Origin of the sequence: Catenuloplanes niger (genome assembly GCF_031458255.1) — a bacterium.
Classification (GTDB): Bacteria; Actinomycetota; Actinomycetes; order Mycobacteriales; family Micromonosporaceae; genus Catenuloplanes; species Catenuloplanes niger.
Genome location: NZ_JAVDYC010000001.1, coordinates 8,991,775 through 9,008,982, shown reverse-complemented (window position 1 = coordinate 9,008,982; position 17,208 = coordinate 8,991,775). Strand labels below are relative to the sequence as shown.

The window sequence follows — 17,208 nt, the reverse complement described above, 5'->3', positions numbered from 1 at the left end:
TCAGGGCTGTTGGTCGTAGAAGACCGCGGTCAGGCGAGGCAGGAGCCGGCGCATCCGGGTCTCGTCCTCGAAGTCGAAGCGCTTCCCCGCCGGTCCGGGCGGCAGATGCTCACCCCGGTCCGGCAGCGCCGCCCAGAACGCCTCCTCGTCCGCGGCGGCACCGGGCGCCACGTACAGCATCTCCTCGCAGTCGAGGTCGTCGGTGTCCACGTCGACGACGTCAGCGAGCGAGTCCGGGTCGGCGAGCGTCGCCTCCCACCGCGTCCGCCCCTGCGCCATCAGCCAGCCGAGGAAGTACTCGAAGCCGTCCCGGGAAGCGCCACCGTTGATGACGTACGCCGCCGCCCACAGATCCCAGCGGTGGGCGTCCCGCTCGAACAGCTCGTCCTGCACCTCGCGAAAGGCCACCACCTCGGCGAGCGGACGGCCACGCAACAGCTCCACGAGCGCCGCCGGCACCTCCTCGACATCGCCCGACCGGGCGCGCGCGGCGTCGACGATCTGCCAGAAACTGTCCCTGTCCACGCCCGCATTCTGCCGTCACGGTACGGCCCACCCGCCGGCACCGGACCGGAGCGCTCCGGACCCGGTGCGCGGCGGGCGTGGGCGACGGGGCCGCCGCGCACCGGGGCCGAACGCATCATCGCTTGCGCGCCCACGCGCCGTACTGTGCCGGTCCGATGATCTGGCTGTTCCGCTCGGCCAGGGCGGCCCGGAGCCGGTCGGCCAGCGAGTCGTCGAAGGACAGCCCGCGGGGCAGCGGCAGACCGGCCGCGGTCAGTGCGGGTTGCAGGCTCATCAGCGACATGGCCAGCCAGTCGACGACCGTCGACGCCGGACCGCCCACCGGGGTGACCGATTCGATCTCCGGCGCGGGTAGGCCGGCGTCGAGGAACGTCCGGTGGAACCGTCGTCCGAAGTCCGGTACCGCGCCGGCGGCTCGGTAGACCGTCGCCAGCAGCCGGTAGCTGTCGTCCCAGACGTCACACGCCGGCCAGGTCGGCTGCGGTTCGGTCAGGTCGATCTCGTGGAAGATCGTCACTCCGCCGGTACGCAGCAGGCCCGCGACACGGCGCAGCGCACTCGCGGGGGTCCGCAGGTACAGCAGGATGTAACGGCCGATGACCGCGTCGAACACGATGTCGGTCTCGACGTCCTCCAGCGTGCCCACCCGGAACTCGACCCGCCCGGCGTAACCCGCCTCCGCCGCGCGCCGGGTGGCCCGTGCGACGGAGCCGGCGTCCCGGTCGATACCGATCACCCGTCCGCCCGGGCCCACGACGTCCGCGGCCGCCATCGTCACGTCACCGGCCCCGGAACCGAGGTCGAGCACCACCATGTTCTCGCGCAGGCCGCCGGCGGTGAGGAAGTGCTCCGTCCACGGTTGCAGCAGTCGTGCCTGGGCCCGAAGGCGTCGGTGCTCCGCGTCCGAGTAGCCCAGCACGTACGTCTCGCCGTCGCTCACCGGCATCCTCCCGACGCTCCGACCCGCATCTGCCCAGGACGCTAGCGCCGGCCACCGGGCGGCACGAGAGCGTCCACGGCCAATACCCGACGGATTCTCGCCACCGGCCGCGGCGCGGCACCACGGGTGCGGTGCGCCGGCGGCACACCGAGACGCTCGGGGCCGGCCGGCACGCCCCGCGCACACCGAGCGACCCGGCCGGGCTGATCCACCGGTCCGGGCGCGCGGGCCGGCGGTGCGTCGCCGGTGCAGTCAGGTGAGCTGGACAGCCGCCGCGCGGGCGGCTGTCCGCCCGCGCGGGTCTCGGCGATGTCCGGACGGCTCGCGGGTGACCGAGCGCACGTCGCTACCCGTCCCGCGGGTCCCGTCCCGCGGCCGGCACCGGTGCGACGGCACGGAGTTCGGCGGTGAGCCTGGTGGCCAGTGCGAGCGCGGACTCCGACGGTGGCGACGGTGTCGGCTCGAAGAACGTGACCTTGAGTCGGGGGCGCCGGGGGAAGCGGGCGATGTCCACGGTCCCCGAGACGGCGGCGCAGACGATGCGGGCCTGCGGGACGGCGTGGGCGAGCCGGCCGGCTCCGCTGCGGGCGCGTAGTTGCTTGCCCTGTGAGCGGGTGCCCTCGGGGAAGATGCCGAGGCAGCCGCCGGCGGACAGGCACTGCACCGCGGCGTCGAGCGCGTCCGTGTCCGCCTGGCCGCGGCGGACGGGGATCTGTCCCATCCCGTCGAGCACGCGACGCAGCACCGGGTTCTTCCACAGCGACGCCTTGGCGAGGGCCTGGATGTGCCGGCGCCGGCGGGCGGCGTAGGCGATGACGACGGGGTCCCAGGCGCTGTCGTGGTTGGCCGCGACCAGCGTCGCGCCGTGCGCCGGAAGGAGGTGCAGGCCGACCACCTCGAGGCGGCCCCACCAGCGCACGATCGGCCCGGCCGCCGCCATGACCGCGCGGTAGACCGGCGGGATCCGTACCGTGTCGTGCGTGTCAGCGGCAGAACGATCGCGCTTCATGACGTACTTCTTCCGCTGGATGGACGGGTCCCGGTCGGCGCGGGTGCGGCCCGGCCCGGCCGGGTGCTGACGGCGTGGTGACGCATCGGCCCTGTGTAACAGGTGGCGCGGCGCACGGCAACGCGACGGCCGGGTGGTGTGATGACACCCGGCTTCCGCACCTCGGCCCGCCGCGCCGGGGGGTGACGTTCCCCGCCACGGCCGTGGACGGCGCTGCCGGGCATGCGACCTAGAGTTGACCGTGTGGCCGGAACACGGTTTCCACTGGTCCGCGTGACGGCTCCGGTGGGGCCCGGCACCGGCGATCGGCCGGACCGGGGCGCCGTCCACTACGGCCCGGAAAGGCAGCACGATGGAGAAGACGACCACCCACGACTGGCCCCGGCTGCGCGTGGCCGACTGGACCGGCACCCGCGACACCCTGCACATGTGGACCCAGATCGTCGGGAAGGTACGCATGGCGTACGCGCCGGTGGCCAACCACTGGTGGCATGTGACGCTCTATCCCACCGCGCGCGGCCTGACCACCGGGGCGGTGCCGTACGAGCACGGGGTCTTCGACATCGAGTTCGACTTCGTCGCACACCGCCTGCACGTGCGCACGAGCGACGGCCGTACGCGTGAGGTGGCTCTGGAACCCAAGTCGGTGGCGACGTTCTACGCCGAGACGATGGAGGCGCTGGGCTCGCTGGGCATCGAACCGCGGATCCACGCCGCGCCCAACGAGGTCGAGTCCGCGGTGCCGTTCGCCGAGGATCACCGCAACGACACGTACGACGGCGCGGCCGCGCACCTGTTCTGGCGGCAGCTGCTGCGGGCCGAGCGGGCGCTGGCCCGCTTCCGCGGCGGGTTCGTGGGCAAGGCGAGCCCCGTGCACTTCTTCTGGGGCGCGATGGACCTGGCCTACACCCGGTTCTCCGGCGACGCCGCACCGCCGCACCCGGGCGGCGCGCCGAACTGCCCGCCGTCGGTGATGCACGAGGGCTACTCGCACGAGCTGGCCAGCTTCGGGTTCTGGCCGGGTGGCGGCGCGGAGGGCGCGTTCTACGCGTACGCCTACCCCGAGCCGCCCGGGTACGCCGAGCGCACGGCCGCGTTCTACGACACGTCGCTGCGCGAATGCGTCCTGCCCTACGAACGGGTCGCCGACGCGGCCGACCCGGACGCGGTGCTCGACGAGTTCCTCCGCACGACCTACGAGGCGGCCGCCGACCTGGCCGGCTGGAACCGCTCCGCGCTGGAGCCGTGACGGTTCCGTACCCGCGTCAGGTGCGTCCCGGCCCGGCCCGGCACACGATCCTGGGCCGGGCCGGGCCGGGCCGGGCCGGGACGGGCCGCCGGCTCGGGCCCCGGGCCGGGTTCGCCGGCTTGAGGTGAAGCGTGGTGGAGGTTCTAGCGTTCGCGCCATGACCACCGCATCCTCCGCCCTGACGGTCGCGGTCGTCGGCGCCGGCCCGGCCGGGATCCACGCCGCCGACATCTCGGCGACCTCGCGCCCGGCACCCGCGTCGACATCTTCGAACGGCTACCCACCCCGTACGGCCTCGTCCGTTACGGCGTCTCGCCGGACCATCCCCGGATCAGGCGCATCGTGGACTCGTTGCACGACATGCTCGACGGCAGCGACGTGCGGCTGTTCTGCGACGTCGAGATCGGCGGCGACCTCACCGTGGACGAGCTGCGCGGCCACTACGACGCCGTGATCGTCGCCACCGGCGCGCTCCGCGACGTACCCTTCGATCTGCCCGGGATCGGTCTGCCCGGCTCCTTCGGCGCGGCGGACTTCGTCGCCTGGTACGACAGTCACCCGGACGCCGCACCGACGTGGCCGCTGGAAGCCGCATCCGTCGCCGTGATCGGTGCCGGCAACGTCGCGCTCGACGTCACCAGAATGCTCATCAGGCACGCGCGCACCCTCGCCGACACCGACATCGCGCCGAACGTCATGGCCGCGCTCGCCACCAACCCCATAAGCGACATCCACCTGTACGCGCGACGCGGCCCCGCCGACACCCGCTTCTCCCCCACCGAGCTGCGCGAACTCGGTCAGCAGACCGACGTCGACGTGATCGTCGACCCGGCCGACCTGGTCACCGACCGGCACGTCGAACGCATGACGAGGCAGTTCGCCCCCACCCGGCAGGTCGTCGAGACGCTGCGCCACTGGTCCCGGATCCCACCCGCCGACCGGACCGCGTCCCGGCGCGTCCACCTGCACTTCCACCGGATCCCGTCGGCGGTTCTCGGCACCACCCGGGTCGAGGGACTGCGCACCGAACGCGCGGTGCCCGACGGCTACGGGCACGTCACCGGGTCCGGTGAATACCGGGACCAGCCGGTCCGGGCGGTCTACCGCGCGGTCGGATACGCCGCCACCCCACTGGACGGAGTGCCGTTCGACCCCGCCACCCACACCGTTCCGCATCGCGCCGGAGCGGTGCTCGACGACCACGGGCGAGTCATACCGGGGCTCTACGTCACGGGATGGATCAAACGCGGCTGCGTCGGCCTGATCGGCTCCACCCGGTCCGACGCACGGCAGACCGTCGAAACACTGCTCGGCGCGCGGCACCACGGACAGGACCGCGACGGGGCAGATCACCTCCTCCGGCAACGAGGTCTGACCCCGATCGACTGGAACGGCTGGCTGCGCATCGACGCCGCCGAACGCGCACTCGGAGCGGCCCGGCACCGCCACCGCACCAAGATCGCGAACCGGGCGGAGCTGGTCCGGCACGCCCACACGCCCGCCTCCCCCACCACGACACCGGCACGCCCGTGAACCGGCCCGGCACCGGAACGCCCGTGAACCGGCCCGGCACCGAGGTCTCCCACGGGGCGGCGGACCCGTGCAGCACAGCACCCGGGACACGCCAGAATGGACCATGGCTCCGGTGGACAGGTATCGCGTCGAGTGGCGGCCCGGTCATGGTGTGTTCTCGCTGAGGGACGTCGACTGCGACGCCGGCGTCGGAGCGTCACGGGCCATCGAGAAAGCGCATCGCGACGTCGCCGCCGGCACGGGCCTCGAGGTATGGATAGCTCGCGCCCAGGACATGTTCAAGGTCGCGGTGGAGGTGCAGACCTGGACCAGCCGGCCCGGGCCGGGCTCGACCGGAGTCGCGGACGAGTCCGCCTGGTCGGCTCCCCTGTCGTTCCGGCTGGAGTGCCCGACCGGCGAACTGCTCGTCTCCGACGCCTCAAGCGTGCCGTTGACCGGAATCGCCGCACCGGCCGGGCCGGGTCACTACCGGGTGGAGGTGCTCCACCGGGGACGCGCCGACGCGGTACGCGCCTACCGCGAACACATCGCGTACATCGACGGCCTTCCGGTTCTCGAGCAGGTCGCCTACCTGGACGTCAACCACGTCGGCGTGGAGGCCTATCTCCTGCGGCTCTTTCCTCGCGGCGCCGAGGCGACGCGATAGCGGCTGTGGCCGCGACATACCGGCCCGGCCCTCCCTGCGGACGGCGCCGTTCGATTATTCGGTGGTCGCCGTCCACGATGCGTCGATAATGGACCGTTATGATCGAGAAATTCAGCCCGTCCACCATTCATGAGCCGGACCGCTACAGCCACGTGACGATCTCCAGCGCCGGCCGGCTCGCGCATCTCGCCGGCCAGTGCCCGGTCGACCTCTCCGGAACCGTCGTCGGCGAGCCCGGCGACCACGCCGCGCAAACCGAGCAGGTGATCACGAACTGCCTCGCGGCGCTCCAGGCCTCCGGCGCCGGCCCGGCTGACGTCGTCCGGTCGGTCGTCTACGTGGTGAGCCCGGACAGCGCGGTCCTGTCCGCGGTGTGGCAACAACTCCACGCGTCCCCGCTGGCCGAGGCGTTCACGAGCGCCAGCACGCTGCTGGGCGTCGCCTCACTCGGCTATCAGGGACAACTCGTCGAGATCGACCTCACCGCCGCGCTTCCGGACTAGCCACCGATCATCACCCTCATCCCGAGGTCCGATCGAGAGCGCGCCCTTCGAATCGCCGACGAGCGAATGCTTCGAACTGCCCGCCGCCGTGATAGGGATGCTCCCGTCCGCCTGCGGTGGGAATCGGTGGTGTTGAGGAGCGCGCATGGATTCGACACCTCGCCGGCGCGCCACGCGATCGCTTCGCACACACGTTCCCGAGCTGGCCGCTGTCGCGGTCGGTGAGCTGGGGCAAGGGCTGGACAATACCGCCTTCCTCGCCGGCGGCCTGGTCCTGCGCGTCGCGCAGGGGCACAGCGTGCTCCGGGAAGCCGGTCTCCTGACAGCGATCGCACCGCATGTGTCGGTGCCCGTACCCGCTGTCCGGTTCGTCGACCAGGACGCCGGCGTCCTGGCCTATCCACTGCTGCCGGGCCGGCCCCTGCTGGGCCGCCGCGGTGCGGTCTCCCGCCTCGCCCGCCCGCTGGGGCGCCTCCTGAGCGAGCTGCACGCCATCGACACCGCGACTGTTGACGGTCTGGCGCCGCTGGAGGACACCCACCCCGGTGAGTGGCTGGAGAACCTCGACGGACCGCCTGAGATGCTCCGGATCCTCCGCGACAACGTGCCGCGGCCTGCCCGGCGACGCGTGCTCGCCCATGCCGATCTGGGCGCCGAACACATCCTGGAATCCGGCGGCGCCATCACGGGTGTGATCGACTGGTCCGACGCCGCCGTCACCGACCCGGCCCTGGACTTCGCCCGGCTGTACCGGGACTTCGGACCCGATTTCCGCACGCAGGTGGTGAACGCGTACGGCGGTCTGCCCGAAACCGATGACGTCCGCGAGCGGATCACGTTCTTCGCCCGCTGCGCTGCCTTGGAGGACCTCGCCTACGGCCGTGAGCACAGGCGCAGCGAGTACACCCGGGCCGCCGAACGCAGCCTCGCCTGGCTGTTCCCGTCGGTGTTCTGAGATCCGGATTGCCCCTGCCAAGACCCGTGCGGAGCGCCTCGTACGCCTCTGCCAGCAATCCCACGAGGGGTGAACCTTGCTCACTGAGGCGCGTTACGCTAGGTCACCGCCACGGCACAGCTACGGACGAACGCCTGAACCGCGGAATCGTTGTCCGCGGCGGGCATCCAGGCGACGGCTACCCGGCTTTCGGTTATTCCGGCGACCGGAATGAACACGACACCGGGACGTGCGTAGTAGCGGGCCGCCGACGCCGGGGCAAGTGCGATGCCGTCCCCGTTGGCAATGGCGTTGAGCCATTCGTCAGGGTGGTCGGCGACGGCTCCGACGCGAACGGCGCGGTGTCCGCGCTCCGCTGTTGCCAGCCAATAGTCGCGCCACCCGTGAGGGTCTGCGCGCGAGGCAACGAACGGTTCGTCCCACAGCTCATGGAACTCGATCCGCTTCCGGGCCGCCAGCCGGTGCCCGGTGGGAAGAGCGACCCCACGAGGTTCAGCGAACAGTTCCCAGACCCGCAGACGATGCTGGTCGGGGCAGGGCAGCCGAAGAAAGGCCACGTCCGCTTCGCCGGTGAGCAGCCCGGCGGTCGGATTGGACCAGGCCGCCTGCCGCATCTCGATGTGCCAGCCGGGCCGGGTACGAGTGAACGCCGCGATGATGCGAGGCGTGGCCTCGTTGGCGGCGCTGGCGAGAAACCCGACGCGCAGCACCTGGGAACTCCGCCGTGCCGCACACTCGACGTCTTTCACCGCCGTATCCCAGTCGCTCAGCAGTTTCGGGATGTGCTCAGCCAGCACCCGCCCGGGCGGGGTCAGGGTCATTCCGGCTCGCGACCGGACGAACAGCTGAACGCCGAGCCGGTCCTCCAGCTGCCTGACCTGCTTCGTGAGCGCCGGCTGCGAGATGAACAGCCGCTGCGCGGCCCGGGTCAGGTTCCCCTCCTCGGCCACCGCGGCGAAGTAGCGAAGCAGCCGAGTCTCAACATCCATACCGGCAGGTTATCGAAGAAGGCATTGGACGGCCATCGATAATTCGCCGAGCCTGGAACCGGCCACCTGACATGCGAAAGGAAAAGCATGCGATGAATGTCTACTATTGCGCAATCGGCGTCATCACTGTCGCCGCCAACGCGGGTATTGCTGTTGCCGACCTCGTAAAGGCGAACTTCGTCGTCGCCAACTCGGCCGAGGTCAAGGTGCCCTCGGCCTGGCTGCCCTTCCTGGCGGCCCTGAAGTTGGCCGGAGCGGCCGGCTTGCTCATGGGCATGCTCGGATGGGAACCGATCGGGCTAGCCGCGGCCACGGGACTCGTATTGTTCTTCATCGGGGCGATCGTTGCCCATATCCGCGCGGGCGTATACCACAACATAGCCTTCCCGGCCGCATACCTCATCCTTGCGACCGCCGCCCTTGCGCTCTCAATAGCCGACAGCTATTGACGGCCACGACCGAGAATCTCTCATCGGCCAGATCCGGGCATGCGCGCCGGCTCTACCAAGTCCGGTGTCGACGCAACCGCAGGACGCGATGCCGGAACTGCTGCGACCGGGCGGGCATCTGCCCCGCTTCGTCAAGAACACCGCTCAGACCGCCGACCGCCCAGCTGCCGTCGGCGCGGACACCCAGCACCAAGCCCTGATCGTTGATCGCCAGAACGGGACGGAATTCTGCCGCTTCCACAGCGACATACTCTCGCAGCGGCTCCGGCCACGAGGCACGCCGTCCGCTCCATCGCCCCAGCGTTACAGGACCGCGAGCCAGCGACTCTGCACGGCCGACGTCTCATGCGTCGACTACCTGCAACTCAGCGTGCTGCACGCCCGGGCGTCCGGCGGAGAACCCGCCGAAGTGCCGCCGCAGGCGCAGCGTGCTCATGTCCGCGAGAACCAGACCATGCCCGCGGCCGTCACCCGGCAGGAACCGGCGGTCGAGCAGGAGCCAGGTGCTCGGCCGGGGTGCCCGAGGTCTTGAGACCGAACCGGCGGCAGTAAGAGGCGGCTCACGGGGCGGCCGCACGCGTGACAGGCGAACGGTGTCCTGGTTGGTCGCCGCCGACCCGGCCCGAATCTCAGGGTTCGCGGGGTTGGAACGCGTTCGGCTCCGGCGATACGGGCGAGGAGGTTGTCGCGGATCTTCGCCGCGGAGTACCTGGCCGCCGGACGGGCGGGAACATGGCGTGGCCGCGTGACCGCGGTGGCCTCAGCCGAGTGGGTTCGCCCGGAGGTTCTGGCAGTGGGATTGCAGCAGGGCGAGGGCCCGCTCCGAGACGATCAATCCCTGGCCGCGCTCGTAAGAGAAGTCAGCCGCCGGCTCCTCGCCGACGACGAGGCGAACCAGCTCGGGCGCGGCCGTATCGTCGTCGACACCGAAGGCGCCGTCGCCGAAGTGGGCCCGGGCGGCGCCGGTGACGTAGCCGGTGAACCCCTCGGCCGACATCGCCGCGACGAGCTCGGGGCCGGCAACGAGCTCCGGGGGGCGGCCGGCCAGCGGGTCGGGCATCCATGACAACTCGACGACGAGTACGCCGTCCTCCACGTCGTACCCGTCCCAGGCCGGATCCGGATCGACCTTGTATCGGCGTGGCCCGCCGTTCGGCTCGTCGGTGCTCATGGTGAGAACCTAACCGCCCCGATCAGGCCCAGCCGACCTGCTGCCAGGACGGACCGGCGTACGCCGGTGGGGTCTGCCTGCCCGTTGTGCTGTGCCACTCCGCGTGCCATCGCCGGGGCGGTCCCGCGAGTACGTCCCGCACCGCGGCGGCGCTTTCGTCCGGCCGCCGCTCGTCCCAGGGCACGCGCACGAAGATCTGGTACTCGTCCGGCTCCTCCAGCCACACCTCGAGCGTGCCGGCGTCGTCCGTACGCACCCGGACGCCCTTGACCGCCGCCGGCAGCTCAAGATCTGTGAGGATGAGCCGCCCGGCCCGGTGTGTCGCGGTCTCCCAGCCGTGGTCGGCGCCGAGGCGGGACACCTCGGCGTCATAGGCCGCGGCGCCGAACAGTGCCGTGCCGCGCTCGCCTTCCCACCGTGCGCCGCGCCGGCCCCACTCCCAGCGCACGACATCACCCTCGCGGCGGATGCGCGCCTCGACGGCGTGACAGTCCGGTCCGCAGCCCGGACAGCAGGCGATGACCGCGGTCGTGAACTCGCCGGTGGCCACGAAACGGTTGACCGGCACCAGAACGTGCCACGGATCGGCACCGTCGTTGCCGTCCGCGCGGCTGATGTCGACGCCGTCGATACACACGATCACCCGGAGGCGGTCGACAGCCAACGACAGCAGCGACGTCACCGCCACAAACTACCGCGGTGGTCGGCTCAGCGGCCGACCGCTTGTGCGAGCGTGTCGCGGATGGCCCGCACCGAGGCCAGCGCCTGCGGATACGACGTCTCGGCCTCCGCCCACAACTCACGCCACTCCGAGTCGTCGCCGACGACCCGGTCCAGGGCCCGGACCGCGATCGCGGGAACGTCACCGGCCATCTCGACCCGGCCACCATTCAACAGAAAGTCGGGTGCGTACGGGGTGTCGACCGTCGTCCCGCCCGGCAGCTGCGACGCGACGACGGCCGCGGCGGCGATCGCCTGCTCCGCGTAGCGGCTGTCGAGAAACGCGTCGCCGTGCTCGGCGACCCGGCTCAGCGCCGCCCGGACGAACGCCACTCGCTGCTCCGGCGCGGCGTCGTTCAGCTCACCGCACCAGTCCGCCGCACTGTCGTTGTCGAACGGCCCGACATCCCACGCACCCATGCCCAGTCTCCCGCTGCCAGCGATCCGAACCCCCGCAAGCCTAGACGTCGTGCCGAACACCGGTACGCCGGTTGCGGAAGCCTGCCGGACACCCCCGATGCCGACCGCGCTCACGGTCGCGGCGCCGCGGCACCTCAGTCTTCGCCGCATCCGATCCGGTCGTCCAGCGCCTCGATGCGACGCCGGACCGCTCTCGCGTCCCTGGGCGGCAGTACCCGCACCACGCGCTCCAAGATCTCACGATCAGCCGATGGATCGGGGCAGCATCCGGCATGGCCGTAGTAGCGCCTGTCCGCGCGTTCGCCGTCCGGGGCGTGAGCGAATTCGTGCCATGCCTTCAGCGCCGCCGCCGCGGCTCCGGGGCCGAGATCGTTCCGCTCGAGACGAGCGATCCGGCTGAGTCCTCTCGCGGACACCCCATCCAGAACGGCGACCCGCACACCGGGTTGCCGTCGTCGAGGCAGGTACGACCCGCTGCGGGCGGTGTGCTCGCGGAGCCGTCAGGTGGGCCCGGCGTGGGGGCCCCGCCTCCGTGGCCGTACAACTGAACGGTGTGGGATGACCTTGAGCAGATCGCCTGGCACCGGCTGGAGCACAATTACGGCACGGCGTCCGACGTGCCCGGATGGCTTCGTGACTGTGCGGGTGACGACGCCGAACGGGCCGCGGCGGCGCTCGACGACTTCGACACGGCCGTCTACCACCAGGGTGGCTGGATCTGCCCGGCTGCGCCGGCTGCCCTGCCGTACCTTGTCGACCTCGCCGCCGGCCGAGCCGTCCACCATCGACCGGTGATCGTCAGATTGATCGCCCGGTTCATCGACGAGGCCGCACTGGTCGATCGAAAGAACGTCGACCCGGCCTGGCCGGCCGCCGTGGAGCGGGAGGTCCCGCGGCTGACGGTGCTTCTGGACGACCCCGAGCCGGCCGTCCGGCGCGAGACGACCTGGCTGCTGAGCCGGGACGGGCTGCCGCAGCAGGCGGTCACCGCGGCGATCCGGCGGCGCTGGCAGGTGGAGGACGACCGGGTCACCTGCTGGGATCTCATCGCAGCGTTCGGTGCGTTGCTCGAACGGGACCGTGGCGCCGGCGACATCCGCGCGCTGTTGCACGCGCTCCTCGACGACGCCGACGTGCAGACCGGGCTCGCCGCCGTGCACGCGCTGGCCGGCACCGACCCGGACGTGCCGCTCACCCGTACGCCGCAACTGCTGGCCGCGATCCGGGACCCCGGCGTCGAAGCCTGGCGGAGCTCCGCGTGGCGCGGTGCATCCGTCGTCGACGGCACCGGCCGCCTGCTGCAGCACGATCCGGTCGTAGCGACCGGCTTCGCCCTGGCGATCGGCCGTGGACCGGACCGTGCCGAGCGGCTCGCCGGCCTGCAGCGGGCCGCAGCCCTGCTCGCACAGTGGCGGACGCTCCCGCCGGCACTGCACGACTTCCTCGTCGAGCGGCTCGCCGACGACGATGCCGAGGTCCGGTTCCGGGCCGCGTTCCTGCTGGCCTGCGTGCCGTCGCCCGCGGCGGCCGATGCCCTCGCCGCCCTGTCCGCCGACACCGCTGTCCGTGACTCCCCCGAGGGCGTCACGGTCGGCGACGCGGCCGTGTGGGCGCTGGCCCGCCTCGGCGACGCCCGCTGCGTGCCCCTGATCAGGCAGCGGCTCGCCGGATCCCGGCTCGGTTTCGCCCCGAACGGCCTCTTCTACACAACACCGGTGGGATCGTGCGGCGGATTCTGGCTGCCCGCCGTCGACGAGGCACTGACCCCGTTGGCCGCGCACGCGGCAAGCCTGGTTCCGGCCGTTCGGGTCGGCTCCTCACACGCCCTGTGCCGGCTGCTGGGCGCCTGGGGTGCCGTCGCCGCGCCCGCGGTGCCACAGCTCGTACCCCTGCTCGATCGGCGCGACCTCCAGGTGACCGCGGCGGAGACGCTCGGCGGCATCGGACCGGCCGCCGCCGACGCCGCCGCCGACCTGCGACGGCACGCGTCGACGCCCGCCGCGGCGTGGGCGCACTGGCGGGTCACCGCCGACCCGGCGCTCGCGTTGGACGCCCTGACCGGCGTCACTCACCCTCACGACCTGCGCAGACTGGGTGACCTCGGCCCGCTCGCGGCCGGCGAGGCCGACCGACTGCGCGGGCTCTCCCGATCACACAACGATTGGGTACGGAACGAGGCCGCGTACGCCCACTACCGCGTCACCGCCGATCCGGCCCTCGCGGTCGCCGTCCTCACCGAGCTGGCCGGCCGCCTGGGCGGGCGGCCGCCACCACCCTGCTCGGCCGAGCCGGCCGTCGGTGAAGGGCCGGGTGGCCGCTACCGGGTGCGCAGACGAGGAAGCGTCTCGTTCGACCGGGGTGGCCGCCGGTTGTCGAGCCAGAATCCGTACACGCGGAGGTCTGTCTCGAGTCCGTCGTCCACGTACCGGGCGAAATCCTGCAGTCCGGCCGCGTTGTCGCGCTCGTCGGCCCGGTCGCTGACGGACCAGCAGCGTTGCACGTCGTCGATCCAGGCGGTCAGCCGGCCGCGGTCGGCCCACCACCCGGACACGAGGTCGAGCGTCCAGTGTTCGTCACCGTCGGCGGCGTAGGAGCGGAACGGATCGTTCCACGCGGCCGAGAGCACAAGATGCACCTCGCCGGCGTCCGTGGGCTGCCGGTACACGATCTCGCTGCCGAACTCGTCCTCGTAGACGACATGACGGGGTGCGACCTCCCGGCCCACCCAGCACGAATCGGTCCGGGCGCCGTAGAACGGACCCGGCACGTTACGCCAGTCGCGGTCCTCCCAGCGGCCGCGAAGGTACGCCTCCGGCGGCCCGAGCGTCGGGCCTCCTTCGGGACAGTTCGCCACCGGCAGGACGGCGGTGGCGGCGAGCGCCGACGTCGGATCCCGGTACACGACGCTCACACTAGCCAGCCGGGCCGCGTACCCACGGCGTTCGCTCGTCGGCGGGATCGGGCCGAAGGCACCGCCTCGGTCACCGAGCCGACCGCGATGCGGCCATGTCGTGCGGACCGGCCGCCTCGCCGGACCCGGGCGCCGGGGAGCGCGCCGGTGCGGTCGTCCCTGAACCCGGGGCGTGACGAGCCTCCATTGCGTGGCCGTGCCGCGGTCAATCGATGGCGGCGTCGGGTGGGCCCGGACACCTTCGGCCGGCAGCGCATCCGCTGACGGGGCGGTCAGTAGCCTTCGGGTGTGGTGCGCGGAGTGGTGTTCTTCGACGTGGACGGGACGCTGGTCCCACAGACCAGCAGTGGACAGCACCTGGCAGACCTGTTGGGTCATGCGGATGTGGTGCGCGAGGCGGAGGCCGGCTACGACGCGGGGACTCTGACCAACCAGGAGGTTTCCGTTCTCGACGCGCGAGGCTGGACCGGACGCACCCCGGCGGAGGTACGCGGCTTCCTGGAGTCCCTGCCGCTGGTCGAGGGCATCACCGAGACCGTCTCCTGGTGCCGAGCGCAGGACCTGGCGCCCGTACTGACCACCCTGGCGTGGAAGCCGGTCGGAGAGTACCTGTGTGGGCGCTTCGGCTTCACGTACGCCAGTGGTCCCCGGCTTGAGGTGATCGAGGGCCGCTACAGCGGTGCGGTCGCCGAGCACTTCGACGAGCTGGGCAAGCGTGACTTCGCGCTCGCCGTGGCTGCCGAGCTCGGTGTGAGCCCGGCCCGCTGCGCCGCCGTCGGTGACAGCCGGTCCGACCTTCCGCTCTTCGCCGCGGTCGGTCTGGCCGTCGCCTTCAACGCCACCCGAGCGGCTCGTTCCGCCGCCCACGCGGCAGCCGAGGGAGGCGACCTGCGCGCGGTGGTGCCGCTGCTCACCGCCTGGCTGGACACCCCGCGGTAGTCGCAACGGTCGCCGACAGCACGTCGTGTGGCGGGAAGACCTGTGGGAGACCCACTCCCCCAAGGACGCGCGCCGGCCCGCGTATCGCACGGCCGGTCATGCCGCTGTTGTGCGGGCGGCCAGGGCGGTGTTCAGGCCGCGGCGCATGCGCCTGGAGGCGCCCGGCAGGTGCGCGAGCGTACGGATTTCGTCGGGGGTCAGCGCGGAGCGGCCGGCGAGCGTGCAGGCGGCCGCGTAGGGACGCCGTCCCGGGCGGTTGAGCAGGCCGGCCACTCGATGCAGGACCGCGAGCAGCACGTGACGGTCGGCCCGCGGGTGGCCGGCGATCAGGAACAGAAGCTTGTTGTCGTCCCAGCCGGTCAACTCGCCGTCCAGGAGGGCCAGCAGATGCGCGGTCCCGGCGCGCCGCTGCCGGGCGACGGCGAGCCGCACGAAGGAGTAGGGACTGCGCGCCAGCTCGAGGAGCCCGCCGTCGTCCAGCCGCGGATCGTCCACGATCCGCAGATAGTCCGCCGGAGTCCGGGCGCCGGGCAGCAGGCCGTTCACGTCCATGTCGGCAGGGTCCCACACCACGGCCTCGGCGCCGGGCAACGGCCGATGCGTTCCACCGTTGATGCCGCACCTGGTCTCCGGCTGCGTCGGTGGAGGGCCGGGTCCGGTGGACGTGCGGTCGGTACGGCCGGCGGCCGGCCGCGTGACCGTGTCGGTCGCCGGCTGACGAGTTCGGTGGTGCAGGCCCTTCGTCGTGTTGCCGCGGCACGTCCGGCCCTGTCCGCGCCGGCCGTGGCCGCCGACCATCGGGCGCATGGTGGAGACATCGGAACCACGAGTCATCGTCGGGGTGTCACCGTCGCCCGCCGGGCTGCGCGCGCTGCGGGTCGCGACGGCTGAGGCCCGCCGGCGCGGGATGCCGTTGCACGCGGTGCACGCCTGGGAGTCGGGCAGCTACGGCAGCGCGTACCTGGTCGGCCGGCGGGAGGCCCGCCGGGTCGTCACGGACTGCTTCGAGGCCACGATGGGCGGGTTGCCCGACGGCGTGACGGTGGAGGTGCTGACCGTCGTGGACCGCCCGGCCCGCGCGCTGACCGGTTACACCCGGGACGAGGACGTGCTGGTCGTCGGCCGGCCGGACCGTCCGTGGTGGTGGCGGCTGTTCCACCGGTCCGTGGCCGACCGGTGCGTGGCGCACGCGCGCTGCCCGCTGCTGGTGGTGCCGCCGGATGCGCTGGCCCGCGAGGCCGCACGGCGGGGCGCCACCCGGCTGCTGCTGCGTGAGCTGGCGGACCTGACCGGTGCCTGACTCCCTCCGGGGGTGCGCCGCGGAGGGAGTCAGGTGTGGGCCGGTCAGCTGGGGTGTGTCTCCTTGCCGAGCAGCCGCGGCTCGCTGAGGCCGAGAGTGGCCAGCACCGCCTCCACCTGCGGCGTGCCACTGCCGGAGCCGGGCCGGCCGGTCGCGGTCGCCTGGTCGACGAACCGCAGCAGTTCCACCGGGAACGGCATCACCAGCGTGCTGTTCTTCTCCGCGGCGACGTCCACCACGGTCTGCAGCAGCCGTAGCTGGAACGCGCCTGGCGTGTCCGCCATGGCCCGTGCCGCATCGGCGAGTCGGCGGGACGCCTGGTACTCGCCGTCCGCGGCGATCACCCGCGCGCGGCGTTCCCGCTCCGCCTCGGCCTGCCGGGACATCGACCGTTTCATCGAGTCCGGCAGCGTGACGTCCTTGATCTCGACCCGCTCGACCAGCACACCCCACGGTTTCTCGGTCGGTGCGTCGATGACCTCCTTCAGTTCCGCGTTGACCTTTCCCCGGTCGCTGAGCAACGTGTCGAGGTCGGCGCGGCCAATGACGGCACGCAGCGACGTCTGCGCGACCTGCAGCACGGCCCGTGGGTAGTCCCGCACGTTCACCAGCGCCCGGACCGGGTCGACGACCCGGTAGTAGACGACCGCGTCGACGGTGAGCGTGACGTTGTCGCGGGTGATCGCGCCCTGCGCCGGGACCGGCATGACCACGGTCTGCATGGTCACCTTCACCATCCGGTCCACGACCGGGATGATCACGCGAAGCCCGGGCTGCCGGACGCGGTCGTCTACCCGCCCGAACCGGAAGACGATGCCCCGCTGGTACTGCTGCACCAGCCTGAGGCTGAGTCCCAGCAGCACCAGCGCGGCGGCGGCGGTCACACCGATCACGGTCCAGAGATCCATGATCTGCTCCTTCCAGCGGTGTTCTGCGCGGAAGAGCCGCG

19 protein-coding genes are annotated in these 17,208 nt (G+C 72.0%); 10 read left to right on the top strand and 9 right to left on the bottom strand.

Features of this window, described 5'->3' with window-relative positions; translation table 11 throughout:
• From J2S44_RS39575 to J2S44_RS39565, 3 genes are all read right to left on the bottom strand, one after another.
• Entirely contained in the window at positions 1-525 is a 525-nt protein-coding gene (locus J2S44_RS39575; RefSeq protein ID WP_310425283.1) for a DUF4240 domain-containing protein, read from the bottom strand.
• A gap of 115 nt (positions 526-640) precedes the next feature.
• Positions 641-1,465, bottom strand: a complete 825-nt coding sequence (locus tag J2S44_RS39570; RefSeq protein WP_310425281.1) for a methyltransferase domain-containing protein — start codon at positions 1,463-1,465, stop codon at positions 641-643.
• Positions 1,466-1,811: 346 nt separating this feature from the next.
• A complete protein-coding gene (locus tag J2S44_RS39565) occupies positions 1,812-2,474 on the bottom strand; it encodes a lysophospholipid acyltransferase family protein (protein WP_310425278.1) in 663 nt (220 codons plus the stop codon).
• A 352-nt stretch (positions 2,475-2,826) separates the two neighbouring features.
• On the opposite strand from J2S44_RS39565, the gene J2S44_RS39560 reads away from it, so the two are divergent.
• The 5 genes from J2S44_RS39560 to J2S44_RS39540 all read left to right on the top strand — a co-directional run bounded on the left by J2S44_RS39560 (position 2,827) and on the right by J2S44_RS39540 (position 7,360).
• Positions 2,827-3,723 (top strand): DUF5996 family protein, encoded by an 897-nt coding sequence (locus tag J2S44_RS39560; protein WP_310425275.1) that lies wholly within the window; start codon positions 2,827-2,829, stop codon positions 3,721-3,723.
• A gap of 342 nt (positions 3,724-4,065) precedes the next feature.
• Entirely contained in the window at positions 4,066-5,256 is a 1,191-nt protein-coding gene (locus tag J2S44_RS39555) for a ferredoxin--NADP reductase domain-containing protein (RefSeq protein ID WP_310425272.1), read from the top strand.
• 112 nt (positions 5,257-5,368) lie between these two features.
• Positions 5,369-5,902 carry a hypothetical protein gene (locus J2S44_RS39550; RefSeq protein WP_310425269.1) on the top strand — a complete coding sequence of 178 codons (534 nt, stop codon included), beginning with the start codon at positions 5,369-5,371 and terminating at the stop codon, positions 5,900-5,902.
• 98 nt (positions 5,903-6,000) lie between these two features.
• Positions 6,001-6,405 carry a RidA family protein gene (locus tag J2S44_RS39545; RefSeq protein ID WP_310425266.1) on the top strand — a complete coding sequence of 135 codons (405 nt, stop codon included), beginning with the start codon at positions 6,001-6,003 and terminating at the stop codon, positions 6,403-6,405.
• Between the two features lie 145 nt (positions 6,406-6,550).
• A complete protein-coding gene (locus J2S44_RS39540; protein ID WP_310425264.1) occupies positions 6,551-7,360 on the top strand; it encodes a phosphotransferase in 810 nt (269 codons plus the stop codon).
• A 98-nt stretch (positions 7,361-7,458) separates the two neighbouring features.
• On the opposite strand, the gene J2S44_RS39535 is transcribed toward J2S44_RS39540, so the two are convergent.
• A complete protein-coding gene (locus tag J2S44_RS39535; RefSeq protein ID WP_310425261.1) occupies positions 7,459-8,349 on the bottom strand; it encodes a LysR family transcriptional regulator in 891 nt (296 codons plus the stop codon).
• A gap of 92 nt (positions 8,350-8,441) precedes the next feature.
• Here J2S44_RS39535 and J2S44_RS39530 point away from each other — a divergent pair, with 92 nt between their 5' ends.
• On the top strand, positions 8,442-8,798 hold the full coding sequence (locus J2S44_RS39530; protein WP_310425257.1) for a DoxX family protein: 357 nt from the start codon (positions 8,442-8,444) through the stop codon (positions 8,796-8,798).
• An 88-nt stretch (positions 8,799-8,886) separates the two neighbouring features.
• Positions 8,887-9,330, top strand: coding sequence for a hypothetical protein (locus tag J2S44_RS39525; protein ID WP_310425253.1), 444 nt, complete (start codon positions 8,887-8,889; stop codon positions 9,328-9,330).
• A gap of 228 nt (positions 9,331-9,558) precedes the next feature.
• Here the strand turns inward: J2S44_RS39525 and J2S44_RS39520 are convergent, their stop codons facing one another.
• From J2S44_RS39520 to J2S44_RS39510, 3 genes are read right to left on the bottom strand one after another with little or no spacing between them, the layout of a single operon-like run.
• Complete coding sequence (locus J2S44_RS39520) at positions 9,559-9,969, bottom strand: hypothetical protein (RefSeq protein WP_310425250.1); 411 nt, start codon at positions 9,967-9,969, stop codon at positions 9,559-9,561.
• A 22-nt stretch (positions 9,970-9,991) separates the two neighbouring features.
• Positions 9,992-10,651, bottom strand: coding sequence for a hypothetical protein (locus J2S44_RS39515; RefSeq protein ID WP_310425248.1), 660 nt, complete (start codon positions 10,649-10,651; stop codon positions 9,992-9,994).
• Positions 10,652-10,677: 26 nt separating this feature from the next.
• The gene (locus J2S44_RS39510; protein ID WP_310425245.1) at positions 10,678-11,109 is read right to left on the bottom strand and encodes a DUF4259 domain-containing protein; all 432 of its coding nucleotides are present in this window, start codon (positions 11,107-11,109) and stop codon (positions 10,678-10,680) included.
• Positions 11,110-11,660: 551 nt separating this feature from the next.
• Between J2S44_RS39510 and J2S44_RS39505 the strand changes: the two genes are divergently transcribed.
• Together J2S44_RS39505 and J2S44_RS39500 are read left to right on the top strand one after the other, a co-directional pair.
• Positions 11,661-13,700: an NACHT domain-containing protein gene (locus J2S44_RS39505; protein WP_310425243.1), complete on the top strand. Its 2,040-nt coding sequence runs from the start codon at positions 11,661-11,663 to the stop codon at positions 13,698-13,700.
• A 608-nt stretch (positions 13,701-14,308) separates the two neighbouring features.
• Positions 14,309-14,959: an HAD family hydrolase gene (locus J2S44_RS39500; protein WP_310425238.1), complete on the top strand. Its 651-nt coding sequence runs from the start codon at positions 14,309-14,311 to the stop codon at positions 14,957-14,959.
• Between the two features lie 96 nt (positions 14,960-15,055).
• On the opposite strand, the gene J2S44_RS39495 is transcribed toward J2S44_RS39500, so the two are convergent.
• Positions 15,056-15,511, bottom strand: coding sequence for a hypothetical protein (locus tag J2S44_RS39495; RefSeq protein WP_310425235.1), 456 nt, complete (start codon positions 15,509-15,511; stop codon positions 15,056-15,058).
• A gap of 253 nt (positions 15,512-15,764) precedes the next feature.
• On the opposite strand from J2S44_RS39495, the gene J2S44_RS39490 reads away from it, so the two are divergent.
• Positions 15,765-16,259 carry a universal stress protein gene (locus J2S44_RS39490; protein WP_310425233.1) on the top strand — a complete coding sequence of 165 codons (495 nt, stop codon included), beginning with the start codon at positions 15,765-15,767 and terminating at the stop codon, positions 16,257-16,259.
• A 44-nt stretch (positions 16,260-16,303) separates the two neighbouring features.
• Here J2S44_RS39490 and J2S44_RS39485 read toward each other — a convergent pair whose 3' ends face one another.
• Positions 16,304-17,167 carry a slipin family protein gene (locus J2S44_RS39485; RefSeq protein WP_310425230.1) on the bottom strand — a complete coding sequence of 288 codons (864 nt, stop codon included), beginning with the start codon at positions 17,165-17,167 and terminating at the stop codon, positions 16,304-16,306.
• Positions 17,168-17,208 lie beyond the last annotated feature (41 nt).